General features: G+C 52.1%; 15 protein-coding genes. All 15 read right to left on the bottom strand.

All coding sequences use genetic code 11. From position 1 onward, the window contains the following. Nucleotides 1-53 precede the first annotated feature (53 nt). Nucleotides 54-2,195 carry a DEAD/DEAH box helicase gene (locus E6C55_RS00200; RefSeq protein ID WP_230986439.1) on the bottom strand — a complete coding sequence of 714 codons (2,142 nt, stop codon included), beginning with the start codon at nt 2,193-2,195 and terminating at the stop codon, nt 54-56. Further along, nucleotides 2,192-3,034, bottom strand: coding sequence for a HamA C-terminal domain-containing protein (locus E6C55_RS00195; protein ID WP_136367759.1), 843 nt, complete (start codon nt 3,032-3,034; stop codon nt 2,192-2,194). Before E6C55_RS00195 ends, E6C55_RS00200 begins: the two co-directional genes overlap by 4 nt. A gap of 227 nt (nt 3,035-3,261) precedes the next feature. After that, entirely contained in the window at nt 3,262-3,423 is a 162-nt protein-coding gene (locus E6C55_RS35030; protein WP_269145530.1) for a DUF1861 family protein, read from the bottom strand. Nucleotides 3,424-3,538: 115 nt separating this feature from the next. After that, nucleotides 3,539-3,661, bottom strand: coding sequence for a DUF1861 family protein (locus E6C55_RS35025; RefSeq protein WP_269145531.1), 123 nt, complete (start codon nt 3,659-3,661; stop codon nt 3,539-3,541). Nucleotides 3,662-4,146: 485 nt separating this feature from the next. Further along, nucleotides 4,147-6,603, bottom strand: a complete 2,457-nt coding sequence (locus tag E6C55_RS00185; RefSeq protein ID WP_136367758.1) for a DEAD/DEAH box helicase family protein — start codon at nt 6,601-6,603, stop codon at nt 4,147-4,149. Continuing rightward, the gene (locus E6C55_RS00180) at nt 6,584-6,913 is read right to left on the bottom strand and encodes a nucleoside triphosphate pyrophosphohydrolase (protein WP_136367757.1); all 330 of its coding nucleotides are present in this window, start codon (nt 6,911-6,913) and stop codon (nt 6,584-6,586) included. Before E6C55_RS00180 ends, E6C55_RS00185 begins: the two co-directional genes overlap by 20 nt. 517 nt (nt 6,914-7,430) lie before the next feature. After that, the gene (locus E6C55_RS00175; RefSeq protein WP_136367756.1) at nt 7,431-8,126 is read right to left on the bottom strand and encodes a response regulator transcription factor; all 696 of its coding nucleotides are present in this window, start codon (nt 8,124-8,126) and stop codon (nt 7,431-7,433) included. Then, nucleotides 8,116-10,254 carry a 7TM diverse intracellular signaling domain-containing protein gene (locus E6C55_RS00170; protein ID WP_136367755.1) on the bottom strand — a complete coding sequence of 713 codons (2,139 nt, stop codon included), beginning with the start codon at nt 10,252-10,254 and terminating at the stop codon, nt 8,116-8,118. Before E6C55_RS00170 ends, E6C55_RS00175 begins: the two co-directional genes overlap by 11 nt. Nucleotides 10,255-10,584: 330 nt before the next feature. Further along, nucleotides 10,585-13,254 carry a right-handed parallel beta-helix repeat-containing protein gene (locus tag E6C55_RS00165; RefSeq protein ID WP_136367754.1) on the bottom strand — a complete coding sequence of 890 codons (2,670 nt, stop codon included), beginning with the start codon at nt 13,252-13,254 and terminating at the stop codon, nt 10,585-10,587. A gap of 123 nt (nt 13,255-13,377) precedes the next feature. Continuing rightward, nucleotides 13,378-14,736 (bottom strand): extracellular solute-binding protein, encoded by a 1,359-nt coding sequence (locus E6C55_RS00160; RefSeq protein WP_136367753.1) that lies wholly within the window; start codon nt 14,734-14,736, stop codon nt 13,378-13,380. A gap of 150 nt (nt 14,737-14,886) precedes the next feature. Next, the gene (locus E6C55_RS00155) at nt 14,887-16,512 is read right to left on the bottom strand and encodes a response regulator transcription factor (RefSeq protein WP_168735368.1); all 1,626 of its coding nucleotides are present in this window, start codon (nt 16,510-16,512) and stop codon (nt 14,887-14,889) included. Beyond that, nucleotides 16,509-18,275 carry a cache domain-containing sensor histidine kinase gene (locus tag E6C55_RS00150; RefSeq protein WP_136367751.1) on the bottom strand — a complete coding sequence of 589 codons (1,767 nt, stop codon included), beginning with the start codon at nt 18,273-18,275 and terminating at the stop codon, nt 16,509-16,511. The genes E6C55_RS00155 and E6C55_RS00150 overlap by 4 nt, the downstream gene beginning before the upstream one ends. Before the next feature lie 23 nt (nt 18,276-18,298). After that, nucleotides 18,299-19,117 (bottom strand): carbohydrate ABC transporter permease, encoded by an 819-nt coding sequence (locus E6C55_RS00145; RefSeq protein WP_136367750.1) that lies wholly within the window; start codon nt 19,115-19,117, stop codon nt 18,299-18,301. 5 nt (nt 19,118-19,122) lie between these two features. Further along, the gene (locus tag E6C55_RS00140; protein WP_136367749.1) at nt 19,123-20,028 is read right to left on the bottom strand and encodes a carbohydrate ABC transporter permease; all 906 of its coding nucleotides are present in this window, start codon (nt 20,026-20,028) and stop codon (nt 19,123-19,125) included. Between the two features lie 107 nt (nt 20,029-20,135). Then, the gene (locus E6C55_RS00135) at nt 20,136-21,515 is read right to left on the bottom strand and encodes a YecA family protein (protein ID WP_136367748.1); all 1,380 of its coding nucleotides are present in this window, start codon (nt 21,513-21,515) and stop codon (nt 20,136-20,138) included. Nucleotides 21,516-21,609: the final 94 nt, after the last annotated feature.

Below are 21,609 nucleotides of genomic sequence, written 5' to 3'. Positions count from 1 at the left end.
AGAAATCTGTTGAGTAGCCTTAAAGACTATTTATCATAACAGCGTCACATTAATTAACTTCCTATAAACTCTTCTAACAATTTCTTTTCGAATTTGTCTAAGTTTATTTTGGATATATCTAATTTTTTTATCTGGCCAATTACACCATCCAGATCCTGATCTTCGATATTATTCAAATACTTCTCCACTTTTCTCAAAAGTGAAAGTGGTAAACCGAATTCTTCAAGATCGGAAAGCGTAGGATTTATTAGCCCTGATTCAATAGATGAAGCAAACATCTTATAATCGCCATATGTCTTTTTATGTTTTAAGAATATCGACTTTTGTATTTGTTCTAATCCGAGTAATAGTTTAGGGAATCTAAACTCAAACCACTTTCTAATTATCTTTAGAGCCTTTTGTACTGCATCATCTGTATCTTTTACCTTCTTGTCGTTCATTAATATATTCTTTATAAATGAGGCAGTGATCGGCTGTTGAGACATTCGGTAACTGTTCACATAGTAGTGGAGCATCTTGTCTGAGAACACTCCATCCTTAGGATTTACAACAAAATATTTCCAAATTAACTCGCAACATACTTTTAACTGAATAGAGGTCGGGAACTGTGACCAATTTAAAAACCTATGGTAGTAATCAATTTTATTAGTTAGTTCTTTAGCCAATTCAATTTGGCCACTTACCGTTAGGTTATTATTTCGCTTAATAACATCTAAATCTAGAAAGTCTTGATCAATATAATTCTGTATCTTTTGTCTTGAACCATCCTTTAAATCGGAGTAATCTAACTGGATTAGCACTTCTTCAGAAGAGCTATCCTGTGTAAACCAAGGGAAATCTACATGCATGCTTAATTGCTCAGGGGGTGTATGAAAACTATATACATTGCCAACAAAATACCTTCTCATTCGCCCTGCTCTGCCGCATATATTTTTGTAATCGAAATGGGTTATCTTCCCTCTGCCCTTTTTATTTTCAAATATGACCACATTTTTGGCAGATGTATTAATTCCCTCAATTAATGTGCTTGTGCAAAACAAATATTTTATATTTCCTTTATTGAATTCGTTTACAATATATCTCCCTAGATACCTTGGAATTACACCATGATGGAATGCAATCTTCGACTCTAATGTCTTCGTTAAAGACCACTCAGGATGTATATTTTTCTTTATCCACTCAATTGCATCTATATGAACTGTGGTTTGATTCCGGTTTTGTTCTTGATATATTTCAGCAAGTAATTTTGCATGCTTTTCAGATGACGCAGGTGATTGGCAATAAATCAATGTAGGCTCCTCTAGCTGATCTAATAGTTCTTTTAGTTGCTCGAATTCGTTGCCAGGATTTCTATTGATATAAATTTCATCTGTTGCAACAGTTGCATAATTTGTAGAAAGAAACTCGCATCCATAGGTCTCTTCAAAAGTATTTGGGATCGTATCGATATTAGGGCCAAGTAAATAGAAACTTTTAGTCTGCTTCATTAACTTATAGAATACATGATTGAGTACATTTACTCGTTCATCATCGTCATTGTTATAGCTCACTTTATAAAACTCATCGATAATGAAAAATTCAACTTGCGGAAAATTTTCAAGTTCAATAAATTTCTCGGGAGTCAAAATAAAAATATTTTTTTCTCCAATTCGCTGTTTAGTAGTAAAAATGAGTTTGTAGACCCCCGCATACCTTGAAAGCTTTTGCCTCACCTCATCGATTAAAGCTAATGTTGGTAAAATAATTACAATATTATTATATTTGTTTGAAGCTACGATCTCTTCTATAATCAAACTCTTACCAAAGCTGGTAGGAGCGCTAAGAATAACACTCCTTTCATTTGAAAGTAAATTGTACACCTCAGCCTGTTTCTGGTGCATTACAATTTCAGGTATATTCTCTGAACGGAAAAATTCGTAATGAAGTGTGCTTTTTAAAGACATCCCCTCTTTATTTGCCTCTAAATATGGGTAATATCCTAAGTTTTCGACGTAATCAAAAAGAACAGGTAAAATCGCCTGAGGCAGTGATTGCTTTCTGTCTAAAAGACGAAACAATATTTCTCTAGCATGTTTCTGTTGGTCAGAAATTTTTTCATTAACATCAATCCATGCTAATATTTCAGAGCATTGATCAAGAGAAACTTCAGGAAGGCTAAGGATAGTTTTTATCTCATAAAAATTTAATTTGCTCATCTTTGCCATCCCCTTAATTCCTGATGTAATTGATCAACTAATATCTTCTTTTCCTCAAGAGGGATTAATATCAATACGAATTCCACAGTAGTGGGCAAACCACCATTTCTAAATAACTGGTGGTTCGCCTCAAGTTCGGTTATTAACTCATCCTTAAATGTATCTGTTACTACTCTATGTTTTTTAATTACGTCACTATCATAAGTTAATAGCACAGGAATCTTTAGTCTTGAAAAGATTTTATCTAATGATGTTCTATCATCTATTAACGTTTGTAGTTGGCTTGCATGTGGCCAAGAGGCATCAATCTTATTACTAACAAATAGAAATTCTTTTCTAAGAAAATCTTTGTCTGTATGGACCCATAGTTCCTTGATCACATCTCTAATTGCAGTTGAACAGTTATTGTAAAATTTCACTTCACCTAGCCATAGTTCTAGCTCATCTTTAATAGGAACGATATGAACGGCATCGAAACCCTTAACAGTATCATTGGAGCTATCTTTATAATATAGCTTTGATATAGCCGGGATTGTATTAAAATAGTCCCTCATAACTATATGTAACAATACTTCCCCGAATTCTCCTCTTCGTGTATATTTATCACTTTCGTAAACTAACTTCGCTGCTTTTTTCATTTTTCTAACACAGTTGTTAGAACCCAAAGTAGCAAGCTCACTATGGCTAAGTGCAAAATCAGGTAATGCATTAAATATTAATTCGACAATCGAGTCATATCTATACTCATTTAATTCGTAACCCACAGAGAAGCCACGGAGATGAGTCTTACTTATATATTCATCAAACACTAAATGGGATTCAAAATAAGTCATACTCATTCCATGCGCTCCTTTTCTCACTGCAGACCAAGTCTTTATACTCAGTATAGACTATGTTCCGACGTCCTTCCAATAAGTTACATGTAAAATGTCGTTAATTGAAGTTCACGTCTGTATGTTGAACAGTTTGTATCTATTCATAAAGGAAGACTTGACCCCCATTTTATTCTTTCTTCTCTTTCTTTTCCCTCGTGGCTAGTGTTTCACTTATTATCTCTGCAGCTATCTCAATAAAGTGTTCGTAATCCTTGTAGTCCATTGTCTATATAAGCTGCAGCTAATGAATTAACGAAACCGAGCTTATCGCCAAAATCTCCGATGCCGCTATATAGATTGCATCTTCCGTCATTACGCATGGCGATGCCTGAGGTGAATGCGCAATCGGTCAAATCCGGTTTCTTCGTCGGACCTTCTGGATAACTGGAGCGAGTACCGATGATTTTCTGATCCAGCCCTCATGTTTGTCCGCGTCCATCACGAAGGAACAGCTCATGTAGACCTGCTTCAAATGACTGTCCTCTCAATGGTTTTGTAGCAGATGTGACCAATGATGCCTACCTTGCCGCTATCCAAATAGTAAGCTTGATTGTAGCCTCCCCAATCGTCTTTCCCGCGCTTGTTACAGATCCACCAACTTTCCAGTTATTGGTATATCATTTTTCTTGTGCCGATCCAGAGGTAGAGAGATGGCACCTCTCCATTCGTTTGAACGCTGTCCGAGTAGGAACAAGCGAACGAAAGAAACGATCATCAGCGAATTGCACTTGAGTATGGATGATTTGGTGCTGTCGCGCAACCATTTAAGAAGAATAAAAGCAATTAAGACAGTGAATAATTGTCCGTATACGGCATTCTCCGTTGTGCCAAATGAGATGGATACATTCTCAGAGGTTGCTTGATCAATCGAAAAAAACACTTCGATTGCTTGTTTGGGATGAAGCAGGCTATCTTACATGTGCTTCCAAGCCCCACTAAGTCTCGAGGTTACAATTCCGCAAGCTTTTCATCCAGAACATCCAGTTCAGCAACCCCCAATCCCGAACACGCCTTTTCCACAATCACGCCAAACCACACACAAGACAAAGTCCCCTCACTAATGCAGGGGACTTCGCTTAATGCAGGGGACTCCGCTTCTGCTCTTTACGCTCAAAATGATGATGAAGCCTATATTCGCAAATTTCTGTTGTCCAGCGGTGCAGAATAGAGCGATGCTCGGGAGCTGGCTCTATTCGCAGGCCAAACAATCCGTCCTCGAATCGGGTCATACTCCCCTTCGCCGAGCTCCACTTTGTCATCGGCATCCGCTCAATAAGCTGGCTGACTCCGGTCTCGTTGTATTCCCAGAGCCGCAGCGACTCCTTGTCAGAGAAGTCGAGTCTCTTCCGGAACTCCTTCTCCATGAGGTACCTGTGGAAGAAGGGAGCGACTTCATGCGGAGTTACGGGCTCCGCCCAGCGTTCCGGCCCTCGTTCCAGCATGTAGAGGAGCACGATCATTTTGTAGCTTTTGGTCATGACCGTCTTCTCGACATCCCGAATCCAGGCTTCGTGTCGATAATAAACGTCCTCTTCTTCCTGCGTTAAGCATTCCGCCCAGCCAAGGAAGCCAACGTAGGAGCCGAATTCATTCCGATACTCTAAGCTGTTTGATCTCCCGTAGAGATGAAGCTCCAGATATGCAGGGATGCGGCCGAGTTCATTCTTTAAGTCGAGGAAGGAACGATGCAACCGCTCCCGATGCGGCATTCTTTTATGGCGTAATTCATCAAGCAGGTTAATAACTGCTGTTTCCAGATGGAACTCGCATCCGGCGGGCACGATGGGAGTGAGTGCCGCAGCCGCTTTGCCTTCCGCATCCTTGGCACTCGCGAATAGCTGAAGCTTGACGTCCGCATTGCGGTAGTTGCCAATAAGATCAATGATCGTGCAATGCGTCTTCATCTCCGACAGCCGCAGACCTCGACCGACTTGCTGGGTGAAGACCGTTAAGGATTCCGTCGGGCGAACGAATAACAAGGTATCTACACTGGGAATGTCGACGCCCTCGTTAAACAGATCAACGGTGAAGATAACTTCCAGTTCGCCTCTGGCTAGACGGGCAATGGCCTCTTCCCTCGTAATACCTGCCGTACCTGAATGAAGGCCGACTGCCGAGACTGCCCTGTTTTGAAAATAACCTGCCAAGAAATCCGCCTGTCGAATGGATGAGCAGAACCCAATCGTTCTTGTTTGCTTATGCTCCGTCCAAGCATCGTAGATCTTGTCGGCCAGTGTCTGCTTCAACTGTGCTGCAGTCAGTTGCTCATCGTCATAATGAGATCCCAGCCACCTGATCGACGAATAGTCGGTATCATCATAGACACCGTAATAATGGAACGGAGATAACCAGCCGCGACGGATGGCCTCGACAAAATGAATCTGGTAGGCGACATTCCCGTCGCATAGAGCGTAAACGTCCTTGCCATCCATCCGTTCCGGCGTTGCCGTGATGCCAAGCAGGAACTTCGGCTTGAAGTACTGGATGACCGACTGATAGGAGGCCGCCGCCGCATGGTGGAATTCGTCTACTATGATAAGATCAAACCGGTCCTGCGCGAAGGATTCTCGATGCTTCTTCATCCCAAGAGTATAGATGGAAGCAAATACGCAGTCCGCATCTCCTTCTTTTAGAACCCCGTTATAGATACCGAATGTTCGGTCCTGCATGACGTGCTGGAATGATCTTCTCGCTTGATGCAGAATCTCTTCCCGGTGCGCCACGAATAACACTCGATGGAAGCGCTGCGCGAAGAAGCCTGCCAGATAGGTTTTCCCCAGACCGGTAGCCATGACGACCATTGCCTTGTCATATTCCTCATCCAGCGCTCTCTCCAAGGCATCCAGTGCATCAATTTGGGCGAACCTGGGATGAATCGCAGCCCATTCGGCTCGTTCATCTTCTTCATCGGATTCCTCGGGGAGATGGTCCTCACTCCCGACACGGTATTCTTCCTCTTCCATCTCTGTGATCATGCGGATTAACTCTGGGTTGTTGCGATGGCAGGTCCGATATTCTTCTTCATAGAGAAGAAGGGTATTCTCATTCAACGGCAAGGTGGAATCGTGATAGAAGTTCTGCATGAACTTGTCCAGTGCAACCTGGAAGGTGTAAGGCTCCGCCTTGGCGTTCATCGCCAGATTCCATTCCATCCCCATCCGCATGGCAGACATGGAGAAGTTGGAAGAGCCGACGATAAGCAACCCTTCCCCGTTCTCATAATCGAATAAATACGCCTTCGGGTGAAAAGACGTGCCCATACTTCGCCACAGCCGCGCCTCCAACCGTGGGTCGATATCCAGTAATGCCTGCAAACCTTCCGGTTGGGTAACAAATAGATAATCGCCGGCCAGAACCTTCACTTCCGCTCCGCGCTCTACCGCTCTTCGCAGATGGGGCGCAAGCAGACGCACTCCCGACTGCATAACGAAGGAGGTCATGATATAAATACCGGATGCATTCTGCATCCCGGCTATCAGCTCATCTGCCAGATTCTCGGTGATGAGTTTAACATTAAGTGTTGTCGTCGACATCGATCAGGTACACCCGCTTCTGGAATCCGCCTCTGGTTGCCGCCTTTTGCTCCCGTATAGCTTCTAGCTGTTCCCACGTTGCGCCATGTGCGGAAGCTAACGCCCGAATAACCTCGAGCATATCAGCAAGCTCTTCTAACGACTCTCTTGAATTCTGTGCGGAGAAGTATTCCTCGGACTCTTCCCTCAGCTTGACGGTCAACTCGATCTTGTACTCTTCTTCGTCCAGAATACGTGTTCGGCATTCCTTCCCCGTCGACTGGATCACTTGGGGAATAAGATCTCGAACAAGCTTATTGTATACCGGCATAGCTTCAATCCACTCCATCCTCATCTTCATCTTCGAAGAAGTCGCCGTACTGATCGGGAGCCTCACCTTTGGCCCCAGGCATTGCAGGCAGCTCCGTTCCTCAATTCTATTATAATCTGCCCTTTATTTCTCTCCAACACATATGGGGCGGGCAATGACAACGTCAAAAGACCGCAAGCCCACTCGCTTACGGTCTTCTATATTACTTGCGGACTCGGCGTCTTCTCTTATGCCAATACTTGACCCAAACATCGCCCTGATCATCTCGGTAAAACCGAATGCCGGCCAGTTTAAGCGGCGTCCATATCTCATCAAAGTAATAATTAGGCATAAGCTCTCCTCATCTATACGAATTTCCCGGACTCGTTGCTGCCGGGGGGATTAGGTGGTTACAATAACCATCCTAGTCATCAGTATAAATGAGCAAGTTTAAACCTGGTTTAAAGGGACTAGGCGTACGCCCGAACGGAATAGGCACTACGAATCAGATAATGATCCGATGCTACCAGCATGTTTATCATTTCGGAGGGGGCAGCACGAACTTGTAGCCGAATCCTCTCACCGTGACAATAAACCGCGGTTTGGAAGGGTCAGCCTCGATTTTCCTGCGCAAGTGACTGATATAGACCATTACCGTCCCTATATCGCTCAAACTGTCCCAGCCCCATATCGCTTGGTACAATTCTTCCACGTGGAAGATCTGATGGGGATTCCTTAAGAAGAACTCCAGCATCTGCCTTTCTTTGGTGTATAGCGGAATCGCCTCTCCGTTGACAAGCAGCTCGGCCTTCTTGTAATCGTATTTAATGTGCTCGAACTCCAATTGCTCCGTTAAAGGACCGTGCACTCGACGCAGCAATGCTTTGACCTTCGCTACCAATACGTTCGGATGGAAGGGCTTGAGCACATAATCGTCCCCGCCCTCTTCCAGCCCGCGGATCATGACGTCGGCCTCCTGCCGGCTGCTGATGAATACGATAGGGACATTGGAATGCTGGCGAATCCTTCCGCAGACCTCGATTCCATTGCAATCCGGCAACATGATATCAAGCAAGATCAGATCCGGCGAATTCTCCTTTTGGCATTCCGCTACGGCCTGCAGCCCCCGGTCTATTTTCACCGCATCGAATCCATCCCGTTCCAAATACAGCCGTATGAGTTCGCTTAAATCCGGATCGTCTTCGACAATTAAGATTCGGTCCTTATTCTTCATTCCGCACCTCTTCCCGAGCTTGTTCGGAGACGGACGTTACGGGAATGCCGAAGAAGAAGCGGCTCCCTTCGCCTACTCGGCTCTGCACGCCCACATAGCCGCCATGCGAAGCAACGATTCCCTTAACGATGGCCAATCCCAAGCCGCTCCCATTGCGATCGCCCTTGTACACTTGGTAGAAGCGACCGAACAGATGGGGAATGTCCGCCTCCGGCACGCCGGGGCCCGTATCCCGTATGGCAACCTCCATACACGGCGATCGGTCCATGACGATAGAGGTCTGAAGCGTGATCCGCCCTCCGCCAGGCGTGAATTTCTTGGCGTTAAACAGCAGATTGCAGAATACTTGCTCGATCCGGTCAGGGTCGATATGGGCACGATAAGGAGCGGCGCACTCCCCATCCTCATGGACAAACTCGATCCCGTTCTCCTCTATATCCCAACGGTATCTCTCAACCAGTTCCTTAAGATACAGAGCGAGATCCATCGGCCTTTTGTTTAATTCGATCTGCCCGGATTCGAGTCGCGCCAGCTCCAATAAATCATGGAACATTCGTTGCAGATACAAGGTTTTCTCATAGACAATATGCATGTATTCCGGCTTCCCGGAGGGAAGAACTCCATCAATCATTCCGCGAATATACCCTTGAATCGAATTAACGGGATGCGCCAGCTCGTGCGAGATGTCCGTGAACAATCGCCTGCGTTCCTCGTTGATCTTGGTCAGCTCCCCGTAAGCCCGCTCCAACTCATCATGGCTCATCTTAAGCTTCTGCGTCCGCTCTTCCACTTGCCTATCCAGGCTCTGATTCAGTTGAACCAGCTCGGCAGAGGTCTTCTCCGCCCGGTTGTACGCGCTGGCGAATCGATTGGTGACGTTCAGAGACTGAACGATCAGGAAGAACAGCATGCCGATGGCCGTCATGTCGATCGAATCGATAATGAAGTTGTAATAGAGAACGTTATTGATGACACAGATAAAGAAGAAGCTCATGCCGATCAGAGCCAGACCCGAGCCCTCCGCTTTCTCGACGAAGGCACGAACAACCGTGACAACGATGTAGGTGGAGATAAGAACAAGATACGTCATCAGAAAATTCATCGTCGGTGTATAGATCGAGGCCGGGAGCAGAAGCACGAACAGATGATAGGCGCACCCTGCCCATACGAAAAGAGAGGCCGGCCGCGGCAAGCTTGCTTCCGCATTGCGTATCTGCAGGACAAACAGGAGCGTAAACTGACTCGCGGCAAGAACGGACATATACTCGATCTTGGTATTCCATTCCCAAGGGAATGAGGGGAAGAAGTACGACAACGCCATTTGCTCCGACGCAAGGGTGCGAGCGGCAACGGCCAGACACATTAAAGTAAATAGCAGCGGGCTCTTGGTCTTCCTGTTCCACAAATACAGCGACAGATGGAACATCGCCATCACGATCAGGATGCCTGCCCCGGTAACATCGAAGATCATTCGCTTCTGGTGATACCGCTCGATCTGCTCCTCGGTTCCCAAGAGTGGAGTCGTCCATAGCCCGCCCTTGCGCTGAACGAAGTTCGACACCTGAATCGTCAGATCCAACCAGTCCTGCGCAACGGCGAAGGAGACGGTCTGAGGCACATTCCGGGCAACCATCTCAGCTTTGCTGTAGCCCACTTGGCCAACCTGCAGGACACGTTGATCATTGACCCATAATGCATACGCAGTCGCTACATCCGGCATATAGAGAGCAAGCGTCTTGACCTGATCGGTTCCCTTCCACTTCTCCGGCAGCATGACACGCAATCGATAGGTGGCAACTCCGTAATTCGACCGAGGCTCCGGCAAGCTCCCCCACGAGCTTGGCACTTGGACCGTTCCCAAGGAGCCCTCCGCCGCTTGTGCGCCCGGATTGCCCATCACTCCCCATTCGATCTGCCACTCCCCCTGCAAGGATGCCATGCCATCTCTGACGAAGTCCCAACCCTCGAGCTGGAGAACGCCATTCGCGGCTTGACGCTGCGTGCCGGCTTGTTCTTGCAAGTCGGAATGCGCCCCGGAGTCCCCCGATTGCCTGAGAACGGTAGCCCCCCAAGGCACTAATAAAGAGATCGAACAAACGATCAGGATAGCCGCCCAAATCTTCCGCATGCTTGTTACCTCTGACGAATGGATGTTCTCCAGTTCACCGAAAGTCCATAAAGCCTGGAGTTCTGGAGTCCTAGATTTCCATTAAATTTCGACAACACCCTTCCTATTTCCTCTTTGACCACTTGCCGAGCGGCGCCTGAAAGGAGTTCGAATACGGCGGTGCTCACGGAAGGAGGCGTGCAGGAGAAGTGCAGAAGACGTGCAGGAGATAGTCCTCCTGCACGCCTTCGCGTTGAGCCCGTCAATAGTTGCCTTGAGTTGCTTTGCTACACTACATCTCGATTATAGGGAAGGGGTCCAATCAGCCCCGCCCCTCCGTCATTACCCTCGTTAATCCGTTATCCGGATAAAGTCGACTTGGACCGTTCCGGTCGCCGTCAGCGGATCGAACCGAAGCTGCTTGATCGTGCCCGTCCAGCCGGCGACCGCCCCCATATCCACGACATACTCCATGTAATCGCTGGTGGCCAATATCGGCAACGTAACCGACTTCGCCGCGTTCCAGGTCGTATCCGTCGTCGTCGTGAAGAAGAATTGCGCCGTCGTGTTGGTCGATTGGTTCTGCAAGCGAATGCGGACGTAACGGTTGATCAAGGCATTATCGATTCCCAGATTGTCCGGAGAGTAGATGTAGGGATCGGTTCCCCCGGAGGTTAAGGTCAAGCTGCCGCCGGACACCGTCATGGACGAGATCTGGTTGCCCGAGGTCCAGCCCTCGGCATCGGAGTCGGTTCCGAACTCCCAGCTCTTGCTCGTGCCGGAGCCGAGTGCGGTCACCTGGATGAAGTCGACGTTCATCGTGCCGCTCTTCGAGATCGGATCGAAGCGAAGCTGCTTAATCGTGCCGGTCCAGTTCGGGTTGACGCTCAGATCCACGACGTAGGTCATATAGCCGGAGGCGTTCTCCTTCGTCGCGAAGGTGATCGACTTCGACGAGCTCCAGGCGGTGTCCGTTGTCGTCGTGAAGAAGAGCTGCGCCATCGGGTCGTTCGTGTTGTTCTTCAGGCGTATTCTCAGATAGCGATTGGAAGCCGGACTGTTCAGGTTGTCTGCGGAGACAATGTAGGGATCGCTTCCGCTGCTCGTGAGCGTCAGGACGCCTCCGGAGACGGTACCGGAGATTTGGCTCGCCATCGTCCAGTTCTCCAGATTGCCGGCCGCGGCGAAGTCCCATTGCAAGCCATAGTTCGTATAAGCGACCGACGGAGCCCAACTGACCGCGTCGGATACGTTATTCCCCGCCGAACCGGCGGATACCTCGAACCGCAACTCGTCGCCCGCGTTCACGGAGATTCCGTCCAGAATCGCTTCATAGCCGGTCCGATTCCCTCCGGCGACCGACTGATCCGCCGAGACAGGCCAGATTCGCGTTCCGTTCTTGGTAATTCGGACAACGACGCCGTCTCCGCCCTCCTCCGCCATCAGAACGCGTGCGCGCAGGCTGACCGTTCCTTGAAGCGGTGCCGTCCATACCCGCGCAACGGCGCAGCTTGCGCAAGCCGAGGGCTGAAGCTCGAACGCGGAGACGCTCGGGGAGGCTGCCGAGGAAGAGGGCTGCCATTGCTTCTTGGCCGCGTCATAATAAGCCAGATTCGTCCACGAAGTGCCGTCGTAGGCTCTGGATGTCCAATTGCCCGCGCCTTGCGACGAGCCGAAGCTGGCCGATGCGTGAGAGATGGCGGAGGCCGACTTGATCGGCTGGTTGTTCGAGACGGTGAATCCGCTGTAATCCGCGCCGTCCTCGTACAGGAACGCATTCGCCTCATGGTAGAGATTGTCCCGGATCGCGCCCGTCGGCGTATCCGCCGTCCCCGCCCGACGGAACGACCCGCTGCCGTTCTGGACGAACGTATTGCCGGCCGCCGTCGTGTTCAGCTCGTAGCCCAGCCCCGGATGAATGGCCAGGAACGAGATTCCCGCTCCCGCGTTGCCGGCGAAGTAGTTCTCGCTGATGTTCACGTTATTGGTGCAGCATTCGAAGTCGAAGGCCACCATATCCGGGGAGGAAGTGTGCGGAACGTTCGTGAACACATTGTTGAAAATATTCGCGTCATACACGCCGGCCAAGTAAATGGCCGCCGTCCCCGTGTCGGAGTGACAGCCCGCGTCCCCGTCGATTCTCGAATCGATCAGAGTCAGGTAGCGGACGTCCGTGATCCGCATCCCATCGTCGCACCCGGTCGCGCTGCCCCCTCCCGCATCGTTGCGGTGGAAGTTCAAGTTCCTCATCACGACCTGCTCGGCCGCCTTGTAACCCGTGACGGACGAATAGGTCCCGTTGTACCAATCGATGGAGATCGTGTCGAGATTGCGGCTTCCTTCGATATCCTCGAAGAGGACGTTCTTGACGATCGGCAGCGAAGCGTCATTGGAATCGTCGAATGTCTTGGATGTGAACTCGATGCCGGCCGAGTTCCACACCGCGTCGCCCGTAACGTCGTTGCCGCTTCCCGAGCCTTGGTGAATGCCCTTGATATCGTGCAGATACAGGTCCTTGAAGACGAGGCCTTCATGGCCCGCCGTCGAGAAGCTGACGACAATACCGGCGCCGGCCTGACCGATCTCAAGCCCGCTTATCGTCCAATGGCTGGGATTCGCAAGCGCGATTGCCCTATCCGACTCCAGACCGTTCCGAAGAATCTTCGGCTTGGCGCCCGAGCCGTACGCTCCCAGCACAATCGGATTCGCGGCCGTTCCGGTGCCCGAGATCGACATCTGCTCGTTCCACGTCTCCCCCTTGGCAAGCAGAATCTGATCCCCTGCGGCGAAAGCGCCGTGGCTGCTAATCGGAGCGAAGCTGCACCAGGGCGCCGCCGTCGACGTTCCGGAGCCGGCATCCGAGCAAGCGCTTCCAACTTGGTTGTTGACATAGTAGCTCGCAGCCGATGCGCTGGCCGACGACAGGAGCAGCAGCCCCGCGGCCGCGGCAAGCGCCAGCAGGAGCAGATACCCGAGCTTGCGGAACGGCTTGCCGAATGAGTTCTCAAGCGTATGATTCATGTCTTTTTCCCCGCTCTCTTAGTGGATAGAAAAAAACCGGAGTTCTCCTTCAGCCATGGCCATTCGAAGACTCCGGTACGATGGGGGCGAAGGCCGGCGCAGGCAAGCGCCGCCTGTTGCCCGTTATTTCGCGTTCTTGTCGATCAGCTCCTGAACCTCGTTCAGCGCCTTGTCGATTGTTTTGTTGCCGAGCAGAATCTTCGGCAGCGCATCCTGGAACAGCTTGATGCCCGCCTCGTCGCCCGGCGTATGCTCGACGATAAAGCCGTTCTCGGCGGCCTCCGCGTAGGCGCCCATGATCTTGTCGCCTTCGGGAGGCGTATACCCCTTCGTGCTCGGCACCACGTTGCTGTCGGCCAGACTCTGGAACGTCGTCTCCGACGTCATGAACTTGGCCAGCTTGATCGCCGCTTCTTGATGCTTCGTCTTGGCCGACACCGCGACGATGTTCGAAGCTCCTCCGAGCGTGCGGCTGGGTTCGATGCCCTTCCAGGCGGGAAGCGCGTAAGCGCCGAGCTCGACGTCCTTCGGCATGTTGTCCTGCAGATACTGAACGAAGTTCTCCGGCACGACCATGTACTGCGCCATCTTCTGCTGCACGAACAGCGCTTGCGTCTCGTCGATTCCGTTCGTCATTCCCGCCGGATCGAACGTTCCGTCGTCCCATAGCTGCTTCAGCTTCTGTACCGCTTCCACGAATCCCGGGTCCGTCACCTTCGCCTTGCCTGTCAGGAAGTCGTCGGTCGTGACGTCCCTTGTCGATTGATCGAGCAGGAAGCGCAGCCACCAGTCTCCCCAGCCGACCTTGTTCGCGTAGGACATCGGGATGAGGCCCGCTTCCTTGAGCGTCTTGTTGTTCGATTCGAACTCGTCCCACGTCTGCGGGGCCGCCAATCCGAGCCCGTCGAAGAGCGTCTTGTTGTAGACGACGACGACGCTGACCGCTCCGAACGGAACGCCCCATACATGATTGGCCGCGTCCACTTCCGAGGTCAGACCGGAATTCATGTTGGTCATGAGCACGGGGTTGATCGTATCCCCCCAGTTGTCGGCCTTATCGTATGCGGGGGTCTGGAACGCCTCCTTGAGGTCCAGAATATCGTTCGTCTTGATCAGAGACTCGAACGTGACTCCCTGGATGCCGAATACGTCCGGCAGCTCGTTGGATGCGGTCAACGTCTTGATCTTGTTGTTGTAGGCGTCGCCGACGGCGACATATTCATAATCCACCTTGATGCCGGGATTCTCGTCCTCGAATTTCTTGAGCAGCTCCGGCTTCACATAAGACCACCACGAGATGAACTTTAGCGTTACGTCTTCTTCGGATGCCGAGCTTCCGCTTGCCTGCGAGCTCGGCGCGGCTCCCGACGCGGCTCCCGGCTCGGCGGCGCCGTTGCCGTTCCGATTGCCCCCGCAGCCCGACAATGCTCCCGCCATTCCGATAAGCAGCGAGAGCGTAAGCAGCGTTCCCCTCTTCTTCATGCAATCTCCTCCATAGGTCGTTTGAACACGAGCCTATCGTAGCACCGCCCCTGTCGGCTGAGAACTCGACTGGCTTCGGAATGATTGCGCTTTTTTCGGATAACGGCTCCCCGCACTCTTCCGATCTCCTTCGAGCTCCTTCGAGCTGCTTCAAATCTTGCGGATGCCTCTCCAGCCCTCCCGGTACTCGAGCGGCGTGCAGCCGACCTTGCTCTTGAATACCTTCGTGAAGTGGGCAGGCGTCGCGTATCCGACCTTCTCGCAGATCTCGAAGGAGGGCTTGTTCGTCTCGCGCAGCAGCTTCTTCGCCCGGTCCATTCGCACCTGGATGACGTAATCGACGAACTTCACGCCCATATGCTGCTTGAACTGCTCGCTCAGGTAAGTCGGATACAGGCCGACCACATCGGCCACTTCGGCCAGCGTCAGATCGTTCCGATAGTGCTCGTGAATGTAATGGACCGCATCGGTGATGAACGTAGGCTTGATCTGACGGGAATGCTCCTGAATAAGGCTCGACCATTCCGCGAGCTTGCGCTTCACTTCGCTCTCCAGCACGCTCCAGGTCGGGCACCGCTGCAGCTCTCCGAGCAGCTTGCCCAGATCGGCAGCTCCCGGATCGCCCGTCCGGACGATTCCCTTGGCTTCCATCATGCTCTCCACACGCAGGAAAAGCCGGAGCACGATATCCAACAGCACCTCGGGATGAATGCCCGCCTCGTACAGATCGTCCATGAAGACGCCAAGCTCCTTCTCCAATGCCTCGGCGTCGCCCAGCACGGTCGCCGTTACGACCTTGTGGAAGGCGTCCGGCTGCACGCTCCACTGGCGCTGCAGGTTCTGCGAAGCTTCGTAGCCGATCACTTGACCCGTTCCGATCGTCAGCCGCGCCCGCAACGCGGCCTGAACCTCAAGCAGCAGCTTGGGCATGTCGGAGAACCTCTCCGCCCCCGAGCTGACGCCGATCGTGACCGGATATTGGACATGGGAGGATAGAATCGCCAGCAATTGCTTAAGGGAATCCGCCATCGCGGTCTCCCGCTCCTCCTCTCCCTTCGGCACGAAGAACAGCAGGACAACGAAGTCGTCCTGTCCTTGCCAGACGGTTCCGCAAGCGGGCTGCTGCTGGAAGAGCGCCTCTTCCGCCATCTTGCGGACAAAATACTGGAACAGCATCCGATCCGCCTCCTGGAAGCGGCTGTCCGCCTTCTCGTCGATTGTCACGCCGGCGGCGAACAAGCGCACCTCCCCTTCCGCGATGCCGAAGCCGTTCTCCAGATAGGCCCGGGCATCGGGAGCAACTCCCGGATTGGGATGGAACAGGGCGCTTAGCAGATGATCCTGGTGAATGGCCGCGATCATCGGCGATTCCCGCTTGTCTTCCTTCGAGCCGGCCGCGAGCTTCTTCTGCTGACGCATCCGCTCCAGCACCTCTTGCAGCTCATTCTTGATAATCGGCTTAAGCAGGTAATCGATCGCTCCCTCGCGCATGGCTCGTCGCACATAATCGAATTCGCCGTAACCGCTCATGACGACCGTCTGAATATGCGGACAACGCCGGGCCAGCTCGGCGATCAGATCCAGACCGTCCATGCCGGGCATGCATACGTCCGTGATCAGAACATCGACGTCGTCTCCCTCCCGTAGACAGTAAGACAGCGCTTCTTCCCCATCCGAACAGGATGCCGCGATCTCGTCCGACTCCTCCATCTGCCGAATAATATAGGCCAGGCCTTGCCGAATCAGCTTCTCATCGTCCGCTATCACGATCTTCATTCGGATTCGCCCCTCCTCTCTCCGGGAACATTCAGTCTGGCAGCCGTTCCGATGCCCGGCTGGCTGGAGAGCTCGATCCCGTAAGGAGATCCCCATAGCAGCCGAACTCGATTATGCACGTTGACGAGACCTACCGGAGCTCCCTCTCCCCCGCTCGCCCCGATCCGCAGCAATCGGTTAAGCTCGTGCAGCCGGTCGTTCCCGATCCCGACCCCGTCGTCGACAATCTCGATCGACACGCCTTGCTCCGCCCGGAAGGCCCGGACTCGGATCGTCGCCTTCCGCGGAGCCTTCAAGGGCGCGAAGCCGTGCTTGAAGCAATTCTCGACGATCGTCTGAAGCGACAGCTTGGGCACCTGCGCTTCCTCCGCTTCCGCGGCGACCTCCCAATGAACCCGCAGCGTTCCGTCGAATCTCGTCTCCTGCAGAAGCAGGTATTGCTTCAGCAGCAGGATCTCCGTGCGCACCGGAACCAATGTCTCGAACTCCGTAGCGGCCCGGAATAGCAGCCCCAGAGCGCGAGCCATCTCCGCCGCTTCCGAGGATCGCTGCATCTCGGCGACCATGCTGATCGCCTCAAGCGTGTTATACAGGAAGTGCGGGTTGATCTGCGCGTGCAGCGCCCTCAATTCCGCTTCCTTGTGCGCCAAGTCGGAACGATAGACGCGATCGATCGACTCCTGAAGCTGACCGGACATCGAATTGAAGCCTTGCGCCAGCTCCGCCACCTCATCCTTCCCCCGGACCTTGACTCTCGTATGGAGAAGCCCCTTCTCCATCTTGCGCATCGCGTTGCGAACGGCTTGGACCGGCTTCACGATTCCGAGCGCAAGCAGGAATGCGGCCAGGATGGAGATCAGCACGCATAGCGCTCCGGCCGCAAGCATCCAGAAGCGTACGGTGCGGATATTCTCCGTCAACGCGCGATACGGCAAGTAAGCCACCAACGACCATTCCGATTGCATCGGCGAGGCGTAGGTGACCAAGGTGCTGCCCTCTGCGAACGTGAGGTTCAACGACCGAATGCGAGCAGGGGACAGCCCGAAGGAGTCGTTCTCCCAGCGCCCCGTCTTGTCGTAGACCGGAAGCTCGCGATTCCACAGCGCGATGATATCCTGCTTCGGCAATTGCGCTCCGCCGATCATCCCCACGAGGCCGTCCGTTCCGATACTTAGAACGATAGAGCCGAGGAACTGATGAGCAGGATCGTTCACCTTCCGAATCAGATAGATCGTCTCCTTGTCCGCTTCCTTGTCCGTTTCCTTGTCCGCCGCCGTCTCCACAATCCACTCTCGGCCGGAGGCGAGCAGCCGTGCCTCCATCTCCTCCAGTTGGGGAAGAGCGATGCGCTCGTCCGAACGATGGCTGGCGAACAGCTCCTTCGAAGCCGTATGGAGATAGACGGAATCGAGATCGCGCTTCCGGTTAAGCAAGTCGTCCAGGTAATGGTTGATCCGCTGCGTCTGCGTGTAGGATTCCATGGAACCGGGTGCGATCTCCCCCGATGCTCTGAGCTTCAGAATACGAAGCAGATTGCGATCGTCGTCAAGCTGCGTATCCTCCGTCATGACCGAAGCGGCCAGACGGACCAGATCGGTGAAGTACGCGTCGATCTCCGAATTCAGCAGCCGAACCGTCCGCTCGATCGAGACGGACACTTCCTTCTCCATGCTTTGCTTAAACAAGTAGTAGGCTACGGAAGAGACCAGCAGCGTAGGCAGAACGATTAACAGGATGTAAGTGCCCAGAAGCCTCTTGACCAACGCTCTCCCTCCGGTCTTCGGCCTTATCCTTTAACGGCTCCTTCGGATAACGCCTGTACGAAATACTTCTGCAGGACGACATACACAAGAATAACGACAATCGAAGTAATCACCATTCCGGCAAAAACCGGGCCGAAGCCGTACACGTACTTTTTGGAAGCCATCTGGGCCATGCCGACCGCTATCGTGTACATCTTCGGATTCGTATTGGAGATGAACGCCCACATGTACTCCGACCAGACTCCGATAAATTGCAGAATGCAGAGCGTAGCGACCGTCGGCAGTGTAAGAGGCAGCAGAATTCGATAGAATGTCCGCCACTCCCCACACCCGTCGATTTTCGCCGATTCGCTAAGCTCGTTCGGCAATCCCGCGAAGGAGGACTGCATAAGCAGGACGCCCATCGGCACGATGGAAGCAATGTAGGGCCCGATCATCCCGGCATACGTATTGAGAAGGCCCAAGTCCCGGTTGATGAAGAATACGGGAAGCAGCAGAACGGGGGAAGGAACGAACAGAACGAGAGCGAAGAGAACCTGAAGCGACCGTCTCCCCCTGAACCGGATCTTCCCGAACGCATAGCCCGCCACGATGCACACGGCCACCCCGCCGACCAGACTCGCCAGCGTCACGAGCCCCGTATTCGCGTAATAGGTAGCGAAGTTCGCCTGCTCCCAGGCTGTAGCGTAATTCCCCCAGATGAATCGTTCAGGCAATCCCCATTGGTTTGCGAAAAAATCCGTGTCCGTCTTCAGCGACTGAAGAACGACCCATATAAGCGGATAAAGTGAGGTTATGGCGAATAAAGCGACGACAGCCGTCATCCACGAACGTTTGATCATCCCTCTCACCCTCCCGCCCGCTCGTTCGGCCCATTCCAAGACCTTAGAATCAAGCTGACCAGCCCGACCATCGCCGTAACGATTACGAACACCATGAACGCGACGGCATTGGCATAGCCGTAATGATTCTCTTGGAAGCCGAGCTTATAGACGAGGGTGGAAGCGATCTCCGTAGAGCCGATCGGCCCGCCTTGCGTCATAATCCAGACAATGTCGAACGAACGGAAGTCGTTGGCGATCGATATAATAGACAATAACACAATTGTCGGCAGCATGAGCGGCAGAATGATCGACCAAACCGTTCTGATCCCGGTGCAGCCGTCGATCTTCGACGCTTCTATCAGTTCCTTCGGGATTTTAAGAAGACTTCCAAGCAGAATCAGCATGTCGAAGGGAATCGTTCTCCATATCCACACGAGAATAACGGATAGCAGCGAAGTGTCCTGACTGCCCAGCCAGACACGCTGCCAGGAGTCGAGACCGAGCGCTCCCAGCAATTGGTTCAGCATCCCGATCGTCGGCTCGAAGATCAGAGACCAGATAACGGCGGACACGGCAAGAGGAATGATATAGGGGAGGAACAGCACGACGTTAAACCATCTCCAGGCGAACACGCCGCGGAAGAGGAAGTAGGCGAGCACGAAGGCGACGCTCATCGAGACGACAAGCTCGACAACCATCAGGATGAGATTATGCCCCATCGCCTCATAGAATCGGGAGTCCCGGAACCCCTCGGCGAAGTTGCCGAGACCGATAAAGCTGTTGAGCGGCCCGACCCCGTCGTAATCGTAGAAGCTCATCTGAAGCGACTTGACAAGTGGGAATACCAGGTACAGCGCGAAGAAAAACAGGGCCGGGAAGATCATGGCGTAAGCGAGCAATTGCTTCTTGACAGCCTGTCTGGGAGGCATGGAAATCACCCTTCTCTCAAAGTGACTTCAGTATACCCCCGCCCCCCGGCCCCAACAACGATACTAACTTCTGATTGATTGCCTAATCTTCGGATTCGCCGGGCCAATCACCAATTCGTTGCGAACGGAGTCTCAGGCAGCCCTAGCACAATACGCAGCAAATTCGTATTCTTGATCTTCGGATTGGCTCGGTATTGCTCATATTCCCTTCGCCTTACGAGCACTTCTATGCTCTCCCCGGGATATTTCTCTTGCTCATCGCGAATCCATTGCAAGAGCTCGGGAAGACTGCTATATGCCTGAACCTCTTGCTCGGAGAGGCTCCTTGCCGCAATGACATTATGCGATTGCATTACGAGCTGTTCGGGGATCTGATGAGATTCTCTTCGTTCATCGTCCCGAGTCAGACCAACGGCCAACGCTATGTCCGACTCCAACAGCTCCAGCGTGGCTGCCAGTTCGTCGCTCCACCATCCGGAGACGGTTACCCCCTGTTTGTCGATGGCAATGCCGCCCATATCACGGAATATTTGGATCTCATCCAGCCCTATCGGCTCTCTAAGGTCCGCCGGTATCGCGCTGAATATATCATCCAGCTTATCTGCCCGGCGAATCACGATTTTGTCTTCTGCAGGATCTGTGCCGGGGAGCAAAATATATTTATCCTCTATGTCCAACAGCATATCTATCAACCGCTCGGGCTTATCGCAAGTATACTTGTGCGTTACATAAATTTGCTCGCGCGTATGTGCTGAACTCTTGATATTCGCTCCGCTCTTCCTATTAATCCTGTGGCACATATGGATCATGTCCGGATAGTTGTCGGCTATGATATCGGAAGGCGACAGCTTCCGACCGGAACTCTGCAGCGCTTCTTCTTGAAGTTGCTGTACCCGAGCCATGACCTCCGATTTAACATCCGGATGGCCCCATACAAAGACACCATGAATACACCACTCTCCGGCATACGGCTCAATCATGCCGATAGAGACAGCCCAAGGAGGAAGCTTTATCATCGTCTCACAGTAAGGCATGCGATACCTCTCGCCGGACCAAATGTCCTCGATAATCGCGCCTTGCTCATAATGATCGACCAATTGGAAGCATGTAATCCTCATTGCCGCCCACCCTTCAAGCATGGCCCGTTCCTCCGCAGAGTACCGCTTCCCCCTCTCTTCGAGAAACCAGTCGATTCCGCGCATCCCGTTATCATACTTACGGAAGAAGTAAGCCCATAAGTTGCCGGCCCCGTCTCTCAAACCTCCGATAGAAGAGTCGAATACTTGAACCTTCTTGCGGTCGAATACCCATTCCCCGCCATCTTTCTTAGCCAGAAAGCCATACAAATCGTTTGTCAACCTATGCTTCCGATCAAAAAAATGCTTCTCCTGTACCTGCCCCGCCTGATTCTCTGCTCCCTTGGCCAAACAACATTGCTTATATTTTTTTCCGCTTCCACATGGGCATGGATCGTTTCTTCCTGTCATGTTGCACTCTCCTCGGTAAATAATTGGCCACTGCCCGTCCTCTGCAAACGAAACGGTGCAAACGCCTCTGTCACGCCAAATTATAGTCTTCCTA

Origin of the sequence: Cohnella fermenti (genome assembly GCF_004801405.1) — a bacterium.
Taxonomy (GTDB): domain Bacteria; phylum Bacillota; class Bacilli; order Paenibacillales; family Paenibacillaceae; genus Cohnella; species Cohnella fermenti.
This window is presented reverse-complemented; position numbering and strand designations above follow the sequence as displayed.